The sequence below is a fragment of the Marinobacter sp. DS40M6 genome (assembly GCF_028581595.1).
Classification (GTDB): Bacteria; Pseudomonadota; Gammaproteobacteria; order Pseudomonadales; family Oleiphilaceae; genus Marinobacter; species Marinobacter salarius.
Window position 1 is genome coordinate 464,000 of sequence record NZ_JAFCAE010000003.1, and the last position, 19,738, is coordinate 483,737.

Here is a 19,738-nt window from a genome sequence, read left to right on the forward strand (position 1 = left end):
TGCAACGAGCGTAATCGGTTCAGGCCTGCCCTATGGGCATGAACCGATTACGCCCGGTTCCATTTCCAGCGCAATACCAAAGCGGGCTTCAACATCCTCCCGGATACGGTTGGCCAATGCCAACACGTCCTGACCGCTGCCATTCGAATGGTTCACCAACACCAGTGCCTGACGGTTATGGACGCCAACGCGGCTATTGCGATATCCCTTCCAGCCACACTGGTCGATCAGCCATGCGGCCGCCACCTTGGCATTATCATCACCGGGGTAGCCGGCGATCTCTGGGTGTTGCTCCTTCAATGACTCCCAGGTTGCCAATGGCACAACTGGGTTCTTGAAGAAGCTGCCGGCATTGGGAAGCTGTTCCGGATCAGGCAATTTGCGTCGACGAACAGCCATCACGGCACTGGCGACATCAAGCGGAGTGAGATCGCGCAGGTCCTGCCCGTCGAAATAGTCGCAGAGGTCACGATAATCCAGTGAGAATGGTCGGCTGCGGGACAATCTCAGACGAACCTCTGTGATGACGTAGCGCCCGGGTTCGTGTTTGAACACGCTGTCACGATAGCTGAAATGGCACAGACTGTTGGTCAGCACCACTTCGTTGCCGGTCTGCCGATCCAGGGCCCGGATATCCACCAGGGTGTCCTGCAACTCCGTGCCATAAGCTCCGATGTTCTGAACCGGTGCCGCCCCGACGGTGCCAGGAATCAGCGCAAGGTTTTCAATCCCTCTGTAGCCGGAGGAAGCCGCGTACAACACACTTTCGTGCCAGTTTTCACCAGCGCCCAGTACCAGTGTCGCCTCGTCGCCACTAACCTGCTCCCAGCACCGGCGTGCGATGGCGATGCGAATCACCAGCCCTGGATAATCCCCTGCAAATACCAGGTTGCTGCCACCTCCGAGCAGGAGCGGCTCAACCGATGCTTCCGATGCCCACGCCAGCGCTCTCCGGAGCGCCTCGACAGTGGTGACTGACACAAAATACCGCGCCCTCGCCTCGATACCAAGACTGTTCATCGTCCCCAGGGACACGTTCTCCCTGATCTCCCCGGAACGGGTCACACCAGCCGCTCCCGGATATGCTCAAGAAGACCTTCACTGGCCTCGGTAATCAGGTCAAGTACGTGCTCGAAGCCCTGGTCGCCACCGTAGTATGGGTCCGGCACTTCCTCTTCATCAGAACGACCAAACCCCAGAAACAATGCCGGCTCGGTCCCGCCATGTTGCTGCCAGATATCCCTGACGTCCGCGAAATTCTGACGGTCCATCACCAGTACGTAATCGAACCGGTCCAGATCCGGCGCCTGGAACTGGCGGGCCCGGAGATCACTGATATCGATTCCGCGCTTGCCGGCAGCGGCCATGGCGCGTCCGTCCGGGGCCTTACCCACATGCCAGTCGCCGGTTCCGCAGGAATCGATGGCAATGCGACTTTCGAACCCGGACTGCTGAACCACCTGGCGAAAGACACCTTCTGCGCTGGGCGAACGGCAGATGTTGCCAAGACAGACAAACAGTACGTTTACTTCCGGCTTCATGGGTGTCCTGCCCCCTTTTGTCTGGTAATCATGATTTGCCGCAGACGCTCTAGATCCTCGGCGGTATCCACGCCCGCAGGTGGCATCCGGCACGCTTCTTCGACGTGAATGCGGGCGCCATTGTAGAGTGCCCGCAGCTGTTCCAGGGATTCAGTGACTTCGGTCGGGGCTGGCGCCCAAGTCACGAAATTCCGCAGGAGGCTGACGCGGTAGCCGTAGATGCCAATGTGACGATAGTAATTGCTGTCTTCCGGTAGCGGCCGCGCCGCGGCGGTGTCGCCACCGTCCTGCCACGCATCCCGGGCCCAGGGAATCGGCGCCCGGCTGAAGTAGTGGGCCATGCCCCGGTTATCGAAAACCACTTTGACAACATTGGGATTGAACACACTGGTGGCGTCAGGAATCCGCTCGCAGAGGGTGGCGATGGCTGCGTCAGGGTGAGCTTCGAGGTTTGCGGCCACCTGGTCAATCAGTTCCGGTGGGATCAAGGGTTCATCACCCTGAACGTTGACAACCCGGTTGTCCGAACCAAACCCCAGTTTTCGGGCTACCTCTTCAAGACGGTCCGTACCACTGGCGTGGTTGGCGGAGGTCATCACTACTTCCGCGCCGAAGGCGGCACAGGCGGCCTTGATGCGTTCGTCATCCGTGGCGATCACCACACGACCAGCCTGACTTTCACACGCCCGCTCATAGACGTGCTCAATCATCGGCTTGCCGGCAATGTCTGCCAATGGCTTGCCAGGCAGCCGAGTAGAGGCATAACGTGCCGGGATAACGACGGTGTAGGACATACGGGCTTCCTGTCAGCGTTTGTGGAGTCGCTCGTCGGTCGTCAGAGTCCGGGCTTCGGTGGCGAGCATCACCGGTATCCCCTCGCGAATCGGAAAGGCCATCGCATCCTGATAGCAGACAAGCTCGGTTTTGGCGTCGTTCAGCTTCAGGTCACCTTTGCATACCGGACAGGCCAGCAGGGCCATCAGTTTTTTATCCATGGTGCGGTTCTCACAATGTCATTGTATCCAGCGATTGGTTGCAGTCATTGACGCGGGCCACGAACGCCTCGGAAAACACCTCGGGGAGGCTGGCCGTGACAGACAGGACCCAGGTGTTGTCAGGGGCGATCCCGCGGCACTTGACCGCATCCTTGGCGGTCATCACCAGCCATTCACCGTCTTCGGAGTGCAGGTCGGCGGGCGTAAAAGGATGATGGTCCGGCAAGGCAAGAGGCCTGACCTGAGCCCCCAGCGCCATCAGTGTATCGAAAAACCGGCTGGGATTACCGATCCCTGCCACTGCCCTCACGCGCCGGCCTTCCAGGCATTCCGGAGACAGCACTTCCCCGGTCACAAGGTTGCGCAGCTCAGTAGGGGCCAGGGTCATGGTGAACTGGCGCTCATGCTCGAGCTCGTCGAGATGGCCGCCATTGGTGATCACGAAGTCGACGGATTCGAGCCGCGCCAGAGGTTCACGCAACGGCCCCACGGGAATCAGGGCGCCGTTGCCGACACCACGGGCCGCATCGAAGACGGCAAGTTCAATATCCCGGGGAAGCCGATAATGCTGGAGCCCGTCGTCGCACACCAGAATGGTACCCAGCCCTTGCTCCAGTGCCCATAAGGCACCCCGTCTGCGATCCGGGTCCACCACAACCGGGCATCCCGATTGCGCGGCCAGCATTACCGGCTCGTCACCGGCGATCCTGGCGTCGGTGTCAGCGTTGACCAACAGCGGATAGCGATCAGACTTGCCACCGTAGCCACGGCTCAGGATCACTGGCTGCCACCCCTGGTCCTTCAGCAGGCTGGTGAGAGCGGCCGTCAGCGGGGATTTTCCTGTGCCCCCGGCGGTGATATTGCCCACCACCACCACGGGAACCGGAATGCGTTCGTTCATCGCCTGCCAGGCCCGGCGGCGACGGTTTTCAGAAATGGTGCGGTAGAGCCAGACCAGCGGATACAACGGCCACAGGGGGCGCCTACCGCTGTACCATACCCGTTCCACCAGCGTGGTCATGCCTGCTCGCTGAACTGCATCTGGTGGAGCTGGGCGTAGGCGCCGCCCTCGGCCAGCAATTCATCATGGCGACCGGACTCGACAATTCTGCCGCCATCCATCACCAGGATGCGATCCGCCTTTTCAATGGTTGATAGCCGGTGGGCAATGACCAACGTTGTACGACCCTGCATGACGGTTTCCAGTGCATCCTGTATGTGCCGTTCCGATTCCGTATCGAGGGCCGATGTTGCCTCGTCCAGGATCAGCACCGGTGCGTTTTTCAGCAGGGCCCTTGCAATGGCCAGTCGCTGGCGCTGGCCGCCGGAAAGCATCACGCCGTTGTCACCAATCATGGTATCCAGACCTTCCGGCATACGCTCGATGAACTCCAGCGCATGGGCCTTGGCCGCTGCATCAGTGATTTGCTCGCGACTGCAGTGGCGGAGTGCGCCATAGGCAATGTTGGCCGCAATGGTGTCGTTGAAAAGAACCACGTTCTGGGTCACCAGCGCAATCTGTGAACGCAGGGCTTCCAGGCTGAATTCTTTCAGGGAGTGGCCGTCCAGACGGACATCCCCACCGGTGTACTCGTAGAAACGAGGCAAAAGACTGACCAGTGTCGACTTGCCACTGCCCGAACGCCCGACCAGGGCAACACTCTGACCGGCGGGTATGTTCAGGGAAATATCCTTGAGAACGTCGTCCAACTGGTCACGATAGCGGAAGGACACGCTTTCAAATTCAATGTTGCCGTTAACCCGTTCCGGCGCGTAGGTGCCCGGATCGTGTTCCGGTTCCTCGTCCATGGTTCCGAAGACGTCGTGGGCAGCGGCAACGCCACGCTGGATCTTGGCATGTACGGACGTTACCTGGCGAATGGGCTTGGCCATGGTTGTTGCGGCGGTAATGAAGGCCACAAGCTGGCCGGTACTCATTTCGCCACGGATCTCCGGCGCCAGCATGGTCCACACCAGTGCCGCGATGGCAATCGCCACCAGCACCTGGATAACCGGGATGCTGATGGCCTGGGTGGAAGCCATCTTCAGGCTCTGCTCCAGGTTTTTCTCACTGACCTTGCGGAAGCGGTCGCGCTCATAGTGCTCGCCGCCAAAGGTACGGACCACCCGATAGCCACTGATGGACTCGGAAGCCGCATGGGTAATATCGCCCATCGACCCCTGGATACGTTTGCTGATTTTGCGGAAGCGCTTACTCGCGTAGCTGACCACCAGGGCAATCAACGGCCCCACGGCCAGGAATACGAGGGTCAACTTCCAGTTGGTGTAAATCATAAAGCCCAGCAGACCCAGGATGGTAAGCCCTTCCCTGAGGGTGATGGTCACGGCGTTGGTCGTGGCATCTGCCACCTGCTCAACATTGTATGTGATCTTCGAAACCAGACGGCCGGAAGCGTTCTCATCGAAATAGCGGGACGGCAGGCTCAGCAAACGGTCGAAGACTTGCTGGCGCAGAGCGTTAATAACCTGCCGCCCAACGTAACTGATGAAATACTGGCTCATGAAGGTGCCGACACCGCGAAAGGCAAACACACCGACAATCAGCAACGTCAGCAGAATCCGGTTCTTGTCGGTGGGGTTTTCCAGTGCCGTGATGACGTATTCCATCGCCGCAGCCATACCGGTGGAGGCCGCTGCGTAGATGATATTGCCAACCACGGCGAGCGAGAACGCCAGCCAGAAAGGCTTTACGTAAGCCAACAGGCGTTTGTAGGTTCCCCAGTTGGATGCCGGCTGGTGTGACTCTTCGGCTGTCGACGTGGCGTCACTCACTGCCTTCCGCCTCTCGTTCGGTGGTGATGCTGAGTTTGGCAAAACCAAGACGACCCGCCACATCCATGGCACGCACGACGAACTCGTGAGGGGTACGGGCATCCGCGGTGATGATGAACGGCAGAGACGTGTTGTCCTGTGCCAGTTCACTAACCGCCCTTTCCAGGGTTTCCCGACGATTATTCACCAGGGTTCGGTCGTTGAGGATGTACTGGCCCTCGGCGTTGATGACCACATCAATCAACTCCGCCTCGGATTCCGACCTCTCACCGTTGGCTTCCGGCAATTCGATATTGAGGTGGCTCTCACGGGTAAACGTGGTGGACACCATAAAGAATATCAGCAGCAGGAAGACCACATCGATCAGTGGCGTCAGGTCTACCCCGACTTCCTGACTTCTCTGACGCTTGAACTTCACAGTGTTCAGGCTCCTTCCACGTCAATTTCGCGGTCGCCATGCACCACTTCCACAAGCTTGATGGCTTCCTGCTCCATGCCGACAACCAACTCATCGACACGTCGAATAAAGTAACGGTGGCAGATCAGTGCTGGTATGGCCACGCTCAGGCCCGAAGCCGTCGTAATCAGTGCTTCCGAAATACCCCCGGCCAGATTACCGGCATCGCCTACACCGGCGAGCTGGATCTCTGCAAACACCTTGATCATGCCGATCACGGTCCCGAGCAGGCCCAGGAGAGGCGTAATGGTCGCAACGGTCCCGAGGGGGTTCAGGAAACGTTCCAGTTCATGAATGACCTGACTCGCCTCGTGCTCAATGCTTTCCTTCATGATCTCGCGACCATGTTTGGCATTCATCAACCCGCCGGCCAGGATCCGCCCCAGGGGAGACGACCCCTGCAGTGCCTTGAGCTTGCGCCCGTTAAGCTCCTTTTTCTTGATCCACCGCCACAGTTCGTTGATGGTGTGCTGAGGCGTTACCCTGGACGGTCTGAGCGTCCAGAAGCGCTCTAGAATGATGGCAAGGGCAAGAATGGAACAGGCAAGAATCGGCACCATGAGGATGCCACCGGCTTTCAAAAGCTCGAACACGCTTGGTCTCCCTGATTGTTTACAAGCCGCGCTACTTTAGCATAGCTGCCGGTGTAGGCCACACCCGGAATGTCACGGTTTTTACACTCTGTTCAGGGAGTTTCGGGTTTACGAATCCAGAACGGGGTCGCGGCCCTTGCCTTTGTGGTTATCACTCCACCCGGCTCCAGAACCAGCCTGATCGCGCCGGAGGTAGCGGTATTGGCGATATCGCTGCCAACGGACTGATACCGTTCAACCACGTCTGCATGGGGATGACCGAAACGGTGCCGGTAGCCAGCACTGACTACGGCGAGATTCGGAGCCATCCAGGCGACCCAAGGTTCCGATGAGGACGTTTTGCTGCCATGGTGGGGTGCCAGCACAACCCGATAGCGGTCGGTATCATTCCGATAATGGTCGGCCCGGGCCATAAACTCCTCTTCCACCCGGCGGGTTATGTCGCCAGGCAACACCACCTCAACGGGCGGGACAACCGACGATACTGTCAGCACACAGGACGCGTCATTACCCTCAACCCTGCCCCGGCTTTGCCAGAGTTCCAGTTCCAGATCGCCCATCTTGACATCCACCTGGCCAGAACAGGGCTCAACCTTTACGCCTACGGGCAACTTGTCGGCAACTCTCCCGGGTTCGCCGGTAACAATCCGCCCGACTTTGAATCGGTCGAACAGCAACGGCAGCCCTCCGGCGTGATCACCATCGCCGTGGCTGATTACCAGGGTATCAATGCGGCGTACGCCCAGAGCATTCAGATTGGGAATCAGAACCGACTCCACCGACGAGTAGACTCCCTCCAGTGCCGGGCCAGTGTCGTAGAGCAGCACCCGGTCCCGCTCGCGAAGCAGGACGGATAGCCCCTGGCCGACATCCCATACCCAGATTTCAGGGTGGGCGACCGTCTCGTTCGCCCCCTCCATCCCTTCGCCCCGAAACACGATCATGGCAATCCATAACGACGTGACACAGGCAGCCGCCTTCCGAAACCCGTTGAAAGGGGCCAGCAGGGCCATCAGAACCACCAAGGAAAACCCCGCAACCTGCAATGGGGCGGGCACCGTCAGCACAAGATCAACGTTCGCGAGCCAGGAAAGCCCCTGCCACAGAACCCCAAAAACGGCATCCAGCACGCCAATCACCAGGGCATCCGCAGAGGGGAGCAATACCAGTACAAAAGCTCCCACGACCAATAACGGCATGACCACCAGCGATACCCAGGGAATGGCAAACAGGTTGGCTACCAGACCGAGCACAGGCTGAGGCTGCCCCAGGGTGGATAATATCGGCCAGAGCCCGGCAAAGACGGCCACTTGGGCCAGCAATAGCCCCGTGAGCCAACCAGTCCTGCCAACACGGAGGGCAAACAGCAACACCAGAACCATCACGGCGCCGAAAGACAGCCAGAACCCCTGGTCCAGGGGCGAAAACGAATCACTTAACAACACCAGGGCCAGCGCGGTCAGCAGCCCCGTAAAAACCCCGGTTTGCCGAGCGCCAACGAGAACCCACCCGGCGATGATGACCATAATAAGCGCCCGCCTGGTGGGCACGGAGAACCCGGCCACAAGCGCATACCCGATGCTCGCACTGGCGACCACAAGGAAAACCAGGATTCTTAGTGCCGCAGGCGATACTCGACGTTCAGGAAGACAAAGCAGCAGGCGGCGGCACAGGAAGCCTGCCCCAGCGGCAATCAACCCCAGATGCAGACCCGAAATAGCAACCAGGTGAATGGTTCCGGTAGCTTTCAGAACGTCCCAGTGTTCGGGCTGCATATGCCCGCGGTAGCCCATCATCAGGGACGTTATTAATGGGAAATGGCGCGCATCAGACAGCCTGCCCGAGACAGCGTCCACCAGCTCTCCCCGCCAGCGGTGATACCGGCAACGAAACGGGCACTCAAGGTGGTCTGAGCGGGAAAGCTCGCGGACTGTGCCGGTGGCACCAAACCCCTTCCGATACAGCCAGGATTCGTAGCGGAACCCCTCCGGATTCACGGCACCGTGGGGGCGCTTGAGCGCAACCGTGAGTATCAGCCGATGACCGGGCCTGGTCGTGGCCTCATCGCCGTACCAGGCGAGTCGCAACCGATCCGGCAAATCCTCATCGGAAAAGGTACTGTCGCCTTCGGGCAGATGCCATTGAGTCACGCAAAAGGCGAAACGGACGCTACCGAAGCTGCCTTCGGATGGGACATCACAAAGATACCCCGAGACGTCCAGTTCCAGGCCTTCCAGTGTCGTCGGTAGCACCGACTGCTGCCGGCCGTCCGCTTGCAGCGCCGCCCAGGCCAGGCCAACAATCCCACCAGCAAGCAGGACTGCGACCGCCCTGAACAGCGGAGACCTGGCGAGAAGTATCGCGACAAACGGGATAGGTGTCGCGGAAATCAGCCAGTGCAAAGGTGGCAAGACCGCCAAGCTATACAGTAAGATAACGCCGCAGGCGAAGCCCACGAGGCCGACCCTGGCCATAAAACTTCCGGACAATCCTTGTCCTCCTGATAGTTGGTCAATTCCGGGAGCCGCCATACCCCGGAACCATTATCCCGAGCAGGCAGAACTTCCCAATGCCAAAGAAGTTCATGAAACGCTATCTACCAACGCCGGAACGGGTGCGCTCGATCGAGTCGCTGCACTTCCTCGGAGATATCCTTCATGAACCCAACTTGTGGCACATCAATCGCCACAGCGTCGCCAGGGCGTTCCTGGTCGGTATTTTCCTGACATTTATACCGATGCCGTTCCAGATGGTTGCCGCTGCCTTCTTCGCCATCTGGTTCAACGCCAACCTGCCGCTTTCGGTAGTGCTCGTCTGGATCAGCAATCCGGTGACCATGCCACCGATGTTCTACTTCAATTACAAGATTGGAGCCTGGATACTGGACAGACCGGTACTGAACTTCGAGATCCAGTTGTCTTGGTCGTGGCTCAGCGGCCGCCTGATGGATATCGGCATCCCTCTCTACCTGGGCTCGGTACTGGTGGCCACCTGCTCGGCCTGCCTTGCCTATCTGGTCATTCAATTCCTGTGGCGGCGCAAGGTCCGCAGCGACTGGCGGGAGCGCCAGCTACTTCGAATACGCCACCGCCGGGCCGCCCGCAAGTCCAAGCCGGGCGCTGACGCCCATCAAAGCTCCTGAAACAGTTCACCCTGCTCCAGCCGAAGCACCCGCCCCAGGCTCCTGGCCATGGCCATATCGTGGGTGACCAACACGAACGCTATGCCAATCTGGTCCCTGAGCGACTCGATAAGCTCGCGGACGCTTTCCCCGGTCTGCTCATCCAGATTGCCAGTGGGCTCATCCATCAAGACGCACTCGGGCTCGTTCACCAGGGCGCGGGCAATCGCCACCCGCTGACGCTCACCACCAGACAGTTCTCCGGGTTTATGCCCCAGCCGCGCTCCTAACCCGACACGTTCGAGAATGGCGGTTGCCTGTTCCGAGGCCTGGCGAACGCCACGGCCACCCAACGCACCCGGCATCATGACGTTTTCCAGGGCCGAAAATTCCGGCAACAGATGATGGAACTGGTAAACAAACCCCAAGTGACGATTGCGAAAACGCGCCCGGCCGGATTCGCTCATCCGGTGAATATCCTGCCCGCAGATATCAATATGACCCGAAGAAGGTTTATCCAGCCCCCCGAGCAGGTTTAGCAGCGTGGTTTTGCCAGCACCACTGCTGCCAACAATGCCTACCGATTCGCCGGCCGATACCTGAAGCGAAATGTCCGAGAAAATCGTCAGCTTTCCCGGCCCTTCGTTATAGGTTCTGGTTACTTTTTCGCAGTTGATCACCAATGACCTGTCATCGTTCATGGTTGCTGAATCACTCATATCGCAGGGCCTCCGCCGGGTCGACGCGGGATGCTCTCCACGCTGGATAGATCGTTGCCAACAGACTCATGGCGAGGCCAGCACCACTGATGATCCACACGTCCTGCCATTGCAGCTGGGACGGCAGATAACTGATGAAATAGACGTCAGCACTCAGGAACTGATGCCCCATAAAGGCCTCCAGCCAGGCAATAAACCCGCTGATGTTGTAGGCACCCAGAATGCCCAGCGCTGTGCCCACCAGGGTGCCGGTAATGCCAATCACCGCGCCCTGAACCATGAAGATCCGCATCACTCGCCCGGGTGTTGCGCCCATCGTGCGCAGGATAGCGATATCAGCTGTCTTGTCGGTAACCACCATCACCAGTGTCGACACAATGTTGAACGCGGCCACCGCGACGATGAACATCAGCAGCAGGCCGATCATGGTCTTCTCCATGCGGATGGCCTGGAACAGATTGCCATGGGTTCGGGTCCAGTCAGATATGAAGTGGCGACCGCTCAGCTGGCGCGCAACTTCTTCTGCCACTTTCGGAGCCTGAAACAGATCGTCCACCAGAAGGCGCACGCCCTGGGCTTTGCCGTCGGTGCGTATGAGCTTTGATGCATCATCCATATGAATCAGGGTGTAGTTGCCATCCAGTTCCGCCCCGACGCTGAATACGCCCTTGACCGTGAATCGCTTCAGTCGCGGCAATACCCCGGCTGGAGTTACCGATGCTTCCGGCAACACCACGGTGACCCGATCACCCAATTGCAGGCGCAGGCTGGCGGCCATCTGCCGGCCAATAATGATGCCAAACTCTCCGGACTTCAGATCGTCCAGCCCGCCTTCGATCATATGGTTTTCAATGATGGAAACGCTCCGCTCCTGCTCTGGCAGTACACCATTGAGCATGACGCCGCGAACGTCACCGCCACCCGTGACCATGCCCTGCCCCTGAATAAAGGGCGCTGCAGCGATCACCGATGGGTGTTGCTCTACTTTCCGGTCCACTTCCTGCCAGTCATCAAGATCAGGGTTACCCTGGATCACAGCGTGAGGCACCATGCCCAGAATCCGCTGCTTGAGCTCACGGTCAAAGCCATTCATCACCGACAACACGATGATGAGGACAGCCACGCCCAGCATCAGGCCAATCATGGAGGTCAGGGAAATGAACGAAATGAAGTGATTACGTCGTTTGGCCGCGGTGTACCGCAAGCCGACATACAGTGATAAGGGTCTGAACATTGGGAGGAGCCTGTCGCTGCCTTCTGGTCTGTCGAAAATCCTGCGGCGATACGGACCGTCAGGAAGCTGCTAAACTGCTATCAGGAAACAATAATACCGCGTTATGGAGCCCAGATGTCTGAAACGACACCCGACAATAACCCGGCGAATAATCCTTCTGATCGCAGGGACTACTTTCGCATCAGTGACCATATTGGCCTGGAAATCCGAACGCTGGGTCCTGGTGAAGCTAATCGGGAAAACCCCTTTAACGGCAATCACATGGAGAGCCTGCGCTCGGAATTCAGACGCCTGGACCAGGATGTCAGGGCGCAGCTCGCCAACCTGGCAGAACGTGACCGCCTGCTGACCTCGCTGATCAAGTCTCTGAACGGGAAGCTGGATACGTTGGCGCGCATTATGGCCTTTGAGCAAAATCCGTTGCAACCTGGGGACTGGCAGGACGTCACACTCAGTGAAGGCGGGCTGTCGTTCCACAGCTCCACCAACCGTTTTTCCGCCGGTGACCAACTGGCCCTGAGAATGACGCTGCCACCGGAGCTGTTTCAGCCAGTGGCGACTGCCAGAGTCATCGACGTTGTACCTGACAAAAGCGGCGGTGGCAGGGTTCATACGGAATTTACCGACATTCAGGACAGCGACCGACAGCAAATCGCCCGCCACGTGATGCGATGGCAGATCCGCCAGCGACAGAAAGAGTAAACGGTCCACAAATCATCGAATTCGGGCTGACTTTTGTTAGTCTTTGGTGGATATTACGTTTTATCAATGTCTGGCGAGTACCATCCACGGCACTTTTCAGATTTTCCAGGCAACCCCGTTCAATCGGATACGACGATCCCAGGGAGTAAGTCACTGATGAAAAACCGCACCATAAAAGCCGTTTGCGCCGCCGCAGCCTTCTCAGGACTGGCGGTAGCCCCGCTTGCCACCGCGGTGGCGGAAGAGGTTCGGGTTCCAGTGATGTCGCAGGCTGAGCGCGGCGCACAGGAAAACCTTCCACGTACTGGCATGAGTCAGTCCAGCGTTCGCAACGGCTGGGGCAACCCGATCCGCACCTCCGGGCCTGTGGGCAACCCACCCATATCGCAATGGCACTACGCGGATTTTGTCGTGTACTTTGAAGCCGATCGGGTGATCCATGCGGTACTGAAGCCCAGCCGCTAAAAAATCCTCTGCACATCCTGACGCAACCCCGCTCGTTCGTTAGAATGGCGGCTTTTGGATAAGGTGTTCACAACTTGACTTCCAGACCTGTGATGCCCGCCGAGTGGGCACCCCAAAGTGCCATCATGCTTACCTGGCCCCACCCCGGAACGGACTGGAGCGACATCCTTGCCGATGTCGAGCCGGTGTTTATGGAGATCGCGCAGACCGTCTTGCGCTTTCAGCACGTATTACTCAGCTGTGAGCATGTTGTCCGTTTGCAGGAGCTGGAAAGGGACCTTAATCAGTTCGCTCAGGATAACGGTTTGCCCGGCCGCGTTGCGGCCGTTCCTGCCCCGGCCAACGATACCTGGGCACGCGACCACGGCCCCCTAGCCATTAGCCGTGGCGAGGGCCACGAATTACTGGATTTCAGGTTCAATGCCTGGGGCGGAAAATTCCCCTGGGAAAAGGACAATGCCCTGAACAGCCACCTGTCGAATTTTGGCAGCTTTGGCACGACACCGCTGATACCGGTCGACTTCGTTCTCGAGGGAGGCTCTATCGAATCCGATGGTAAAGGCACCTTGCTGACCACCAGCGAATGCCTGTTGACGCCTTCCCGCAATCCGTCCATGGATCGAGCCGGTATTGAACACCTGTTGTCGGAAACACTGGGCGCCGAGCGCATCCTCTGGCTGAACCACGGCTACCTTGCCGGTGACGACACTGACAGCCATATCGACACCCTGGCGCGCTTTTGCGCCCCCGACCATATCTGTTACGTGGCCTGCCCGGACGTCAGCGACGAGCACTACAGCGCCCTGGCGGCCATGGAGGAGGAGCTGCAGCAATTCCACCAGGCTGACGGCCACCCCTACCGCCTGACCCCGCTGCCCTGGCCCGATGCCATCCATGACGAAGACAGCGAGCGCCTTCCCGCAACCTATGCCAATTTCCTGGTCATCAACGGCGCCGTGCTGGTACCGGTTTACGGGGTGCCTCAGGATGAAGACGCTGTCGCCACCTTGTCGAACGTTTTCCCTGAGCGGGAAGTGATTCCGGTGAACTGTCGACCACTGATCACACAGGGAGGCAGCCTGCATTGCGTCACCATGCAGATACCGGCAGGGGTTGTAGGCGCATGACTCAGATTCCTCAATCCGCCGATCTGGCCATTGCCGCCATTCAGCAGCAATGCAGCGCTGACAAGGATACCAGCCTGGCAACCAGCGAACGTCTGATCCGCCAGGCGGCTACGGACGGCGCCCAGCTCGTCGTCCTGCAGGAATTGCACGCCACGCTCTACTTTTGCCAGACCGAAGACACCTCGGTATTCGAACTCGCCGAGCCGATTCCCGGCCCGACCAGTCGTCGGCTATCCGCTCTGGCGGCGGAACTTGGCATCGTTCTCGTCGGGTCTATCTTTGAACGGAGAATGAACGGCGTCTACCACAACACAGCCGTCGTTTTTGAGCGGGATGGAAACATCGCCGGCCTCTACCGCAAGATGCATATTCCCGACGATCCCGGCTTCTACGAAAAGTTTTATTTCACCCCGGGCGACGCCAGCTTCAACGACGGCCGCAACGGCTTCACCCCCATTGACACCTCCGTGGGTCGGCTGGGTGTGCTGGTGTGTTGGGACCAGTGGTATCCAGAAGCCGCTCGCCTAATGGCCCTGGCCGGCGCAGAGGTATTGATCTATCCCACGGCCATTGGCTGGGACGTCACCGACGACCCGGAGGAACAAGCGCGCCAGTTGGATGCCTGGGTAACCGTTCAACGCGGCCATGCGGTTGCGAACAACCTTCCGGTCATCGCGCCAAACCGAGTCGGCACGGAACCAGACCCTTCAGGCAACTCTGACGGCATTCGTTTCTGGGGCAACAGCTTCATCTGCGGACCCCAGGGAGAATTCCTGGCCCGTGCCGACGACAAGTCGGAAACCCTACTGTCCGCCACCATTAATCGCTCTCGCAGTGAATCGATTCGTCGCATCTGGCCGTATTTCAGGGATCGGCGCATCGACGCCTACGGTGACATTCTCAAGCGGGTAAGGGACTAAACACTTCATGAAAAAACTGACCGACACGGTTATCCGCGAGTTAAACAGCATACTGCTGGGCAAGGATCACCAGGTACGGCTTTCACTCTGCGGCTTGCTGGCCAAGGGCCACCTGCTGATTGAAGACATTCCGGGAATGGGCAAAACCACCCTGTCCCACGCACTGGCCAAGGTCATGGGCCTGACCTACCAGCGCATCCAGTTTACCAATGATCTGTTACCGGCTGACGTGCTTGGCTTCTCCATGTACGACAAACAGGCGGGCAGCCTGGTGTTCCATCCCGGACCGATCTTCGCGCAGGTTGTGCTGGCTGATGAAATCAACCGCGCGTCTCCCAGAACCCAGAGTGCATTGCTGGAAGCCATGGAGGAACGGCAGGTTTCGATCGAAGGCGAAACCCGCCCCCTGCCCCACCCGTTCTTCGTTATCGCCACACAGAACCCCATCGAGCAGGGAGGCACCTACCCGTTACCGGAATCCCAGCTTGACCGGTTTCTGATGCGCATACGGCTGGGCTACCCCGACCCGCGCGCCGAACGGGAACTGCTGGAAGGTGAAGACCGCCGGGTCATGACCGACAGACTGCAATCACTGCTTTCTTCGGAAAACCTGCAAACCCTCCAGGACGCCGTCAACCGGGTGTCCACCAGCCCCGCACTGCTGGACTACGTACAACGCCTGCTGGAACAGAGCCGGCGCATGCCCGGCCTGCTGTACGGACTATCGCCCCGGGCGGGTCTCGGCCTGGTCCGCGCCGCACGGGCATGGGCCCTGATGGATGGGCGCCACCATGTCTTACCGGACGACATCCAGGCGGTCTTTCCGGCGGTCGCCGAACACCGCCTGGAACAGGGCGAGTCCGGAAAGAGCGCGGAGAGAGTAAGGCAACTTCTGACCTCCGTCTCTGTCATTGAATAGATAGCATCACTTAATGGAATGAATTGGGCAAAACAACTGGAAACCAATCCTGTTCATGTTAGCCTTTTGCCCTTTTCCTCCGGGCCAGCCCCCGGACCAACGTACCGATTACGTGAAAACGCGGCCAGCGCAACACGTCCAGATTCGTTAGCGAGAGAACCACAATGAGCGAAACCAAGCACTCCAGACTGATCATCCTAGGCTCCGGCCCCGCCGGCTACACCGCTGCCGTCTATGCCGCCCGTGCCAACCTGAAACCCACGCTGATCACCGGTATCGAAGTGGGCGGACAGCTGACCACCACCACCGACGTGGACAACTGGCCGGGCGACAACGATGGCGTACAGGGCCCTGAGCTGATGCAACGTATGCTCAAACACGCGGAGCGCTTCGAGACCCAGGTGGTCTACGACACCATCAACGAAGCCGACCTGCGTAACCGTCCCTTCCGCCTCAAGGGTGACAGCGGCGAATACACCTGCGATGCATTGATCATCGCCACTGGCGCCTCCGCCATGTACCTGGGCCTGGACTCGGAAGAAAAATTCAAGGGCCAGGGCGTCTCCGCCTGCGCCACCTGCGACGGTTTCTTCTACAAAAAACAGAAAGTCGCCGTCATCGGCGGCGGCAACACCGCCGTCGAAGAAGCGCTGTACCTCTCCAACATCGCCGACGAAGTCACCCTGGTACACCGCCGCGACAGCCTGCGTGCTGAAAAAATCCTGCAGGACAAACTGTTCGAAAAAGCCGAAAACGGCAACGTCAACATCATCTGGGATCACACCCTGGACGAAGTCCTCGGCGACGGCACCGGCGTCACCGGCATGCGCATCAAAAGCACCAAGGGCGAATCCACCCAGGAAATGGACCTGGCCGGCGTCTTCATCGCCATCGGCCACAAACCCAACACCGACCTGTTCCAGGGCCAACTGGATATGGAAAACGGCTACATCAAAATCCGCTCCGGCCTGGAAGGCATGGCCACTCAGAGCAGCATCCCCGGCGTCTTCGCCGCCGGCGACGTAGCCGACCACGTCTACCGCCAGGCCGTGACATCTGCAGGCTTCGGCTGCATGGCAGCACTTGACGCCGAAAAGTTTCTGGACCAAGACTGAGTTTAACCGAGAAACTTATTCGGAAGTGGTTCAGGGCAGGCACCTCCGAGGCCTGAAAGGCGAGTGGTTACGGATGTCTGAAACTGTGCGGAGCCATGGATGGCGGAGCCCAAGCGCCACACGGACGTGCTCGAGCGTGTTTCAAACATCCGTGACCACTCGCCGACTCCACCAACACTCGAGTACTAACTCCGGACCGAGATGACGTCACTACCCTGGCTAGACCCCGACCAACTCTGGTTCCCCCCCGCCGAACAGGCCCTGGACGACCCCGACGGATTGCTGGCACTGGGCGGTGACCTATCCACCGAGCGGCTCAAACTCGCCTACCGCAACGGCATCTTCCCCTGGTTCAGCGACGACCAGCCCATACTCTGGTGGTCCCCCAGCCCCAGATGCGTCCTTTTCCCGGAAGAGATCCACATCTCCAGAAGCCTCCGGCGCACCCTCAACCGCGGCTATTTCACCATCACCGCCGACCAGGCTTTCCCCCGCATCATCCGCCTCTGCGCCAACACCCGTGCCGAAGGCACCTGGATCACCCAGGATATGATTGACAGTTATGGCCAGCTTCACAAACAGGGGGTAGCCCACTCCATAGAAGTATGGAATCCAAAGGGAGAACTGGCCGGGGGAATGTACGGCCTGGCCATTGGCCGCTGCTTTTTTGGTGAGTCCATGTTTTCACTGGAAACCAACGCCTCGAAAGTATTGATGGTCCATCTGGCCAATCAACTCCGGGATTGGGGCTATCAGATTATGGATTGCCAGGTGGAAAGCGGCCATCTGTTGCGAATGGGTGCGCGAAGTATCCCACGCAGCGAATTTTTATCTATACTCAGGACATGCGTCGACAGTAGTCCGGACCACAGCGACTGGGGCTTCCGGTGGCAGTGGCCCGGCCCGGAGGTGTGAATGAGCAATCTCAGGACCCTGGTGTTTTTTGCCACGCCGGCCCACGACTGCAGTTACCTGCCAGATCGCGAAGCAACCACCATGTTCGTCGACCCGAGGGCCCATGTGGACAAGCGGCTGTACAGCCAACTGACCGCCCTGGGCTTCCGTCGAAGTGGCTCTCATTACTATCGCCCCCACTGCGAAAGCTGCAATGCCTGTGTTCCTGTCAGGCTCAAGGTGGAAGAGTTCCAGCCTGACCGCAGCCAACGCAGGGTTATGAAAAAGAACGCCGATCTTAGTTGCCGCATGGTCAAGGCAACCTTTTCGGAACTGTATTACAGCCTCTACGCCCATTACATTGAACAACGGCACTCTGACGGCGACATGTACCCACCCTCCCGTGAACAGTTCATGTCGTTCCTGGTGGAAGGCGCCACCGATTCCTGGTTTGTCGAAATCATGGACGGAGACAACCTGGTGGGCCTGGCCGCCGTGGACATGCTGGACGAAGGCCTGTCCGCCATCTATACCGTATTTGATCCTGCCTACGAAAGCCGAAGCCTGGGCACCTTTGCGGTGCTTTGGCAGATAGAGGAAGCAAAACGGCTGGGGCTTCCGCACCTGTATCTGGGGTATTGGATCGAAGAATGTCGGAAAATGAACTATAAAACACGATTCCGCCCGATCGAAGCGCTTCGGGACGGGCAATGGCACACCATGGAAGTGAACTGATTTTGCCAAATGGCGGTAAATCAGGCAGAATTGCGCAATTTAAAATCACAGCAAGCCAATTTACGAGGTTTTTACTGAATGGCGAAGTCCGATGCTATTGAAATGGAAGGCGTTATTGTTGATACGCTTCCAAACACCATGTTCCGGGTTGAACTCGAAAACGGCCATATTGTGACCGCTCACATTTCTGGCAAGATGCGCAAGAACTATATCCGTATTCTGACAGGCGACAAGGTCAAGGTAGAACTGACCCCCTACGACCTGAGCAAAGGACGCATCGTGTACCGCGCCCGCTGATAGCTGTATGAGACTTGAAAGCCCCGAATATCGGGGCTTTTTATTTTCAGGCCCTTCCATGCCAGGCCGCTACTCCCGATTGTCCGCCGAGCATTCCATCGCGCCTGGATTGGTATAACACCGCACCTTCCGCAGTATCGTCATCATGTCGTCATGGTACACACCCGCAGCCAGCATGCCCGAGTCTTCCGTGGACTGCTGCATATCAATCCTCACGCTGCGCAACATTTCCTGGTAACCCCGGACGGCTTCGGGTGAAATCTTGACCCAGCGCTCCTCGGGAATCGACCGTTCGTACTGCCTCACAATGCGCATGGCCTCCGGGTAGAGCCTGGACATGATCCGCCGTGACTTCCTGACAAAAGCGTCGTCGAACTCATCCGCCCGGGCGATCAACTGAACGGTTACCTGCCCTACCGGATAATCGACAATACCACCTTTGCTGCCCATGCCCCGGAACATCTCCAGCACCTCGTAGGCAGCCGCCGGCGCATAACTGATATCAGCCTCGCCGGAATTGAACAGGCTGGCAAAGTCGGAAATTTTCGCCGCAACCGGCACCGCGCCAACATACTCAACCATATGACGGGCATCGTGGTGCCCCTCGAACACCGTGATGCGCTTTCCCTCCAGAGCCTCCACGTGGTCAATCGCCCGGTCGTTCACGAACAGGTAAGCCGCTCCCATCGGCGTCACACCCAACACCTCGTAGCCATTCTGCTCAAGATGACGGTCAACCCTGGGGCTGGCCAGAATATGGAGCAGCACTTTCAGGTCTTCATAATAGGGAATCGCCCCGATGGCACTGATGGAGCCTGAAAAATCGTTGAATTTACGGGCGCCCATATCGGTCACCGCGACAATGTCGCAACGCCCGGCTCTTAAATCTGCGACGGCCTGATCTTCATCGGTGTAGGGACGCATGTTAAGGCCTACGCCGGCCAATGCGGCCTTGCGGTGGTAATCCTGCAACGTACGGTAGACAAATCCACTTGCTCCGGCGACATCAAATACACAGAACTCACGGCGCTCACTCGCGCCGGCATTGCTCCAGCCGGAAAGCCCGAGCACAACCAGCAAAAGCATGGATAACGCTTTCATTTCCCGGTTC

At 58.6% G+C, this 19,738-nt stretch carries 22 protein-coding genes; 10 read left to right on the forward strand and 12 right to left on the reverse strand.

Annotated features, from left to right (window positions below; all coding sequences use genetic code 11):
- Nucleotides 1-30: 30 nt before the first annotated feature.
- The 9 genes from murB to JJO78_RS09805 all read right to left on the reverse strand — a co-directional run bounded on the left by murB (nucleotide 31) and on the right by JJO78_RS09805 (nucleotide 8,853).
- Nucleotides 31-1,065 (reverse strand): UDP-N-acetylmuramate dehydrogenase, encoded by a 1,035-nt coding sequence (murB, locus tag JJO78_RS09765; protein WP_075196217.1) that lies wholly within the window; start codon nucleotides 1,063-1,065, stop codon nucleotides 31-33.
- A complete protein-coding gene (locus tag JJO78_RS09770) occupies nucleotides 1,062-1,541 on the reverse strand; it encodes a low molecular weight protein-tyrosine-phosphatase (protein ID WP_151982473.1) in 480 nt (159 codons plus the stop codon). The genes murB and JJO78_RS09770 overlap by 4 nt, the downstream gene beginning before the upstream one ends.
- A complete protein-coding gene (gene kdsB / locus JJO78_RS09775; protein ID WP_041334280.1) occupies nucleotides 1,538-2,335 on the reverse strand; it encodes a 3-deoxy-manno-octulosonate cytidylyltransferase in 798 nt (265 codons plus the stop codon). Before kdsB ends, JJO78_RS09770 begins: the two co-directional genes overlap by 4 nt.
- Before the next feature lie 12 nt (nucleotides 2,336-2,347).
- Nucleotides 2,348-2,536 (reverse strand): Trm112 family protein, encoded by a 189-nt coding sequence (locus JJO78_RS09780; RefSeq protein WP_007155362.1) that lies wholly within the window; start codon nucleotides 2,534-2,536, stop codon nucleotides 2,348-2,350.
- Between the two features lie 10 nt (nucleotides 2,537-2,546).
- Nucleotides 2,547-3,557, reverse strand: coding sequence for a tetraacyldisaccharide 4'-kinase (lpxK, locus tag JJO78_RS09785; protein ID WP_151982475.1), 1,011 nt, complete (start codon nucleotides 3,555-3,557; stop codon nucleotides 2,547-2,549).
- The gene (gene msbA / locus JJO78_RS09790; RefSeq protein ID WP_127401503.1) at nucleotides 3,554-5,329 is read right to left on the reverse strand and encodes a lipid A export permease/ATP-binding protein MsbA; all 1,776 of its coding nucleotides are present in this window, start codon (nucleotides 5,327-5,329) and stop codon (nucleotides 3,554-3,556) included. Before msbA ends, lpxK begins: the two co-directional genes overlap by 4 nt.
- Entirely contained in the window at nucleotides 5,322-5,747 is a 426-nt protein-coding gene (locus JJO78_RS09795) for an ExbD/TolR family protein (RefSeq protein WP_036205324.1), read from the reverse strand. Before JJO78_RS09795 ends, msbA begins: the two co-directional genes overlap by 8 nt.
- Nucleotides 5,748-5,752: 5 nt before the next feature.
- Entirely contained in the window at nucleotides 5,753-6,379 is a 627-nt protein-coding gene (locus tag JJO78_RS09800) for a MotA/TolQ/ExbB proton channel family protein (RefSeq protein WP_007155358.1), read from the reverse strand.
- A 92-nt stretch (nucleotides 6,380-6,471) separates the two neighbouring features.
- Nucleotides 6,472-8,853, reverse strand: coding sequence for a DNA internalization-related competence protein ComEC/Rec2 (locus tag JJO78_RS09805; RefSeq protein WP_159265617.1), 2,382 nt, complete (start codon nucleotides 8,851-8,853; stop codon nucleotides 6,472-6,474).
- Between the two features lie 95 nt (nucleotides 8,854-8,948).
- Between JJO78_RS09805 and JJO78_RS09810 the strand changes: the two genes are divergently transcribed.
- On the forward strand, nucleotides 8,949-9,521 hold the full coding sequence (locus tag JJO78_RS09810; RefSeq protein ID WP_151982479.1) for a DUF2062 domain-containing protein: 573 nt from the start codon (nucleotides 8,949-8,951) through the stop codon (nucleotides 9,519-9,521).
- Here JJO78_RS09810 and JJO78_RS09815 read toward each other — a convergent pair.
- The gene (locus JJO78_RS09815) at nucleotides 9,509-10,219 is read right to left on the reverse strand and encodes an ABC transporter ATP-binding protein (RefSeq protein ID WP_036205321.1); all 711 of its coding nucleotides are present in this window, start codon (nucleotides 10,217-10,219) and stop codon (nucleotides 9,509-9,511) included. The two genes, JJO78_RS09810 and JJO78_RS09815, sit on opposite strands and share 13 nt — an antisense overlap.
- Nucleotides 10,212-11,453 (reverse strand): lipoprotein-releasing ABC transporter permease subunit, encoded by a 1,242-nt coding sequence (locus JJO78_RS09820; protein WP_036205320.1) that lies wholly within the window; start codon nucleotides 11,451-11,453, stop codon nucleotides 10,212-10,214. The genes JJO78_RS09815 and JJO78_RS09820 overlap by 8 nt, the downstream gene beginning before the upstream one ends.
- 114 nt (nucleotides 11,454-11,567) lie before the next feature.
- Between JJO78_RS09820 and JJO78_RS09825 the strand changes: the two genes are divergently transcribed.
- The 9 genes from JJO78_RS09825 (at nucleotide 11,568) to infA (ending at nucleotide 18,627) form a co-directional block, all read left to right on the forward strand.
- Nucleotides 11,568-12,155 carry a PilZ domain-containing protein gene (locus JJO78_RS09825; protein ID WP_036205319.1) on the forward strand — a complete coding sequence of 196 codons (588 nt, stop codon included), beginning with the start codon at nucleotides 11,568-11,570 and terminating at the stop codon, nucleotides 12,153-12,155.
- Nucleotides 12,156-12,311: 156 nt separating this feature from the next.
- Complete coding sequence (locus JJO78_RS09830) at nucleotides 12,312-12,620, forward strand: hypothetical protein (RefSeq protein WP_075196221.1); 309 nt, start codon at nucleotides 12,312-12,314, stop codon at nucleotides 12,618-12,620.
- A gap of 92 nt (nucleotides 12,621-12,712) precedes the next feature.
- On the forward strand, nucleotides 12,713-13,747 hold the full coding sequence (locus JJO78_RS09835) for an agmatine deiminase family protein (protein WP_127402394.1): 1,035 nt from the start codon (nucleotides 12,713-12,715) through the stop codon (nucleotides 13,745-13,747).
- Nucleotides 13,744-14,667: a carbon-nitrogen hydrolase gene (locus JJO78_RS09840; RefSeq protein ID WP_075196223.1), complete on the forward strand. Its 924-nt coding sequence runs from the start codon at nucleotides 13,744-13,746 to the stop codon at nucleotides 14,665-14,667. The genes JJO78_RS09835 and JJO78_RS09840 overlap by 4 nt, the downstream gene beginning before the upstream one ends.
- A gap of 7 nt (nucleotides 14,668-14,674) precedes the next feature.
- A complete protein-coding gene (locus JJO78_RS09845) occupies nucleotides 14,675-15,586 on the forward strand; it encodes an AAA family ATPase (protein WP_036205316.1) in 912 nt (303 codons plus the stop codon).
- A 164-nt stretch (nucleotides 15,587-15,750) separates the two neighbouring features.
- Entirely contained in the window at nucleotides 15,751-16,701 is a 951-nt protein-coding gene (gene trxB / locus JJO78_RS09850; RefSeq protein WP_041334269.1) for a thioredoxin-disulfide reductase, read from the forward strand.
- Nucleotides 16,702-16,902: 201 nt separating this feature from the next.
- Nucleotides 16,903-17,616, forward strand: coding sequence for a leucyl/phenylalanyl-tRNA--protein transferase (gene aat, locus JJO78_RS09855; protein ID WP_036205314.1), 714 nt, complete (start codon nucleotides 16,903-16,905; stop codon nucleotides 17,614-17,616).
- Nucleotides 17,617-18,330, forward strand: a complete 714-nt coding sequence (locus JJO78_RS09860; RefSeq protein WP_126812357.1) for an arginyltransferase — start codon at nucleotides 17,617-17,619, stop codon at nucleotides 18,328-18,330. It abuts the gene before it with no gap.
- A 78-nt stretch (nucleotides 18,331-18,408) separates the two neighbouring features.
- Nucleotides 18,409-18,627, forward strand: a complete 219-nt coding sequence (gene infA / locus JJO78_RS09865; protein WP_007153725.1) for a translation initiation factor IF-1 — start codon at nucleotides 18,409-18,411, stop codon at nucleotides 18,625-18,627.
- Nucleotides 18,628-18,696: 69 nt separating this feature from the next.
- On the opposite strand, the gene JJO78_RS09870 is transcribed toward infA, so the two are convergent.
- Entirely contained in the window at nucleotides 18,697-19,728 is a 1,032-nt protein-coding gene (locus tag JJO78_RS09870; protein WP_051946689.1) for a putative solute-binding protein, read from the reverse strand.
- Nucleotides 19,729-19,738 lie beyond the last annotated feature (10 nt).

Excerpts from the sequence above, each read along its gene's own strand:
- JJO78_RS09770 (WP_151982473.1), bottom strand. The coding sequence starts at position 1,541 with ATGAAGCCGGAAGTAAACGTACTGTTTGTCTGTCTTGGCAACATCTGC.
- kdsB (WP_041334280.1), bottom strand. The coding sequence starts at position 2,335 with ATGTCCTACACCGTCGTTATCCCGGCACGTTATGCCTCTACTCGGCTG.
- JJO78_RS09780 (WP_007155362.1), bottom strand. The coding sequence starts at position 2,536 with ATGGATAAAAAACTGATGGCCCTGCTGGCCTGTCCGGTATGCAAAGGT.
- lpxK (WP_151982475.1), bottom strand. The coding sequence starts at position 3,557 with ATGACCACGCTGGTGGAACGGGTATGGTACAGCGGTAGGCGCCCCCTG.
- JJO78_RS09805 (WP_159265617.1), bottom strand. The coding sequence starts at position 8,853 with ATGGCCAGGGTCGGCCTCGTGGGCTTCGCCTGCGGCGTTATCTTACTG.
- JJO78_RS09810 (WP_151982479.1), top strand. The coding sequence starts at position 8,949 with ATGCCAAAGAAGTTCATGAAACGCTATCTACCAACGCCGGAACGGGTG.
- JJO78_RS09815 (WP_036205321.1), bottom strand. The coding sequence starts at position 10,219 with ATGAGTGATTCAGCAACCATGAACGATGACAGGTCATTGGTGATCAAC.
- JJO78_RS09820 (WP_036205320.1), bottom strand. The coding sequence starts at position 11,453 with ATGTTCAGACCCTTATCACTGTATGTCGGCTTGCGGTACACCGCGGCC.
- JJO78_RS09825 (WP_036205319.1), top strand. The coding sequence starts at position 11,568 with ATGTCTGAAACGACACCCGACAATAACCCGGCGAATAATCCTTCTGAT.
- JJO78_RS09830 (WP_075196221.1), top strand. The coding sequence starts at position 12,312 with ATGAAAAACCGCACCATAAAAGCCGTTTGCGCCGCCGCAGCCTTCTCA.
- JJO78_RS09835 (WP_127402394.1), top strand. The coding sequence starts at position 12,713 with ATGCCCGCCGAGTGGGCACCCCAAAGTGCCATCATGCTTACCTGGCCC.
- JJO78_RS09840 (WP_075196223.1), top strand. The coding sequence starts at position 13,744 with ATGACTCAGATTCCTCAATCCGCCGATCTGGCCATTGCCGCCATTCAG.
- JJO78_RS09845 (WP_036205316.1), top strand. The coding sequence starts at position 14,675 with ATGAAAAAACTGACCGACACGGTTATCCGCGAGTTAAACAGCATACTG.
- trxB (WP_041334269.1), top strand. The coding sequence starts at position 15,751 with ATGAGCGAAACCAAGCACTCCAGACTGATCATCCTAGGCTCCGGCCCC.
- aat (WP_036205314.1), top strand. The coding sequence starts at position 16,903 with ATGACGTCACTACCCTGGCTAGACCCCGACCAACTCTGGTTCCCCCCC.
- JJO78_RS09860 (WP_126812357.1), top strand. The coding sequence starts at position 17,617 with ATGAGCAATCTCAGGACCCTGGTGTTTTTTGCCACGCCGGCCCACGAC.
- infA (WP_007153725.1), top strand. The coding sequence starts at position 18,409 with ATGGCGAAGTCCGATGCTATTGAAATGGAAGGCGTTATTGTTGATACG.
- JJO78_RS09870 (WP_051946689.1), bottom strand. The coding sequence starts at position 19,728 with ATGAAAGCGTTATCCATGCTTTTGCTGGTTGTGCTCGGGCTTTCCGGC.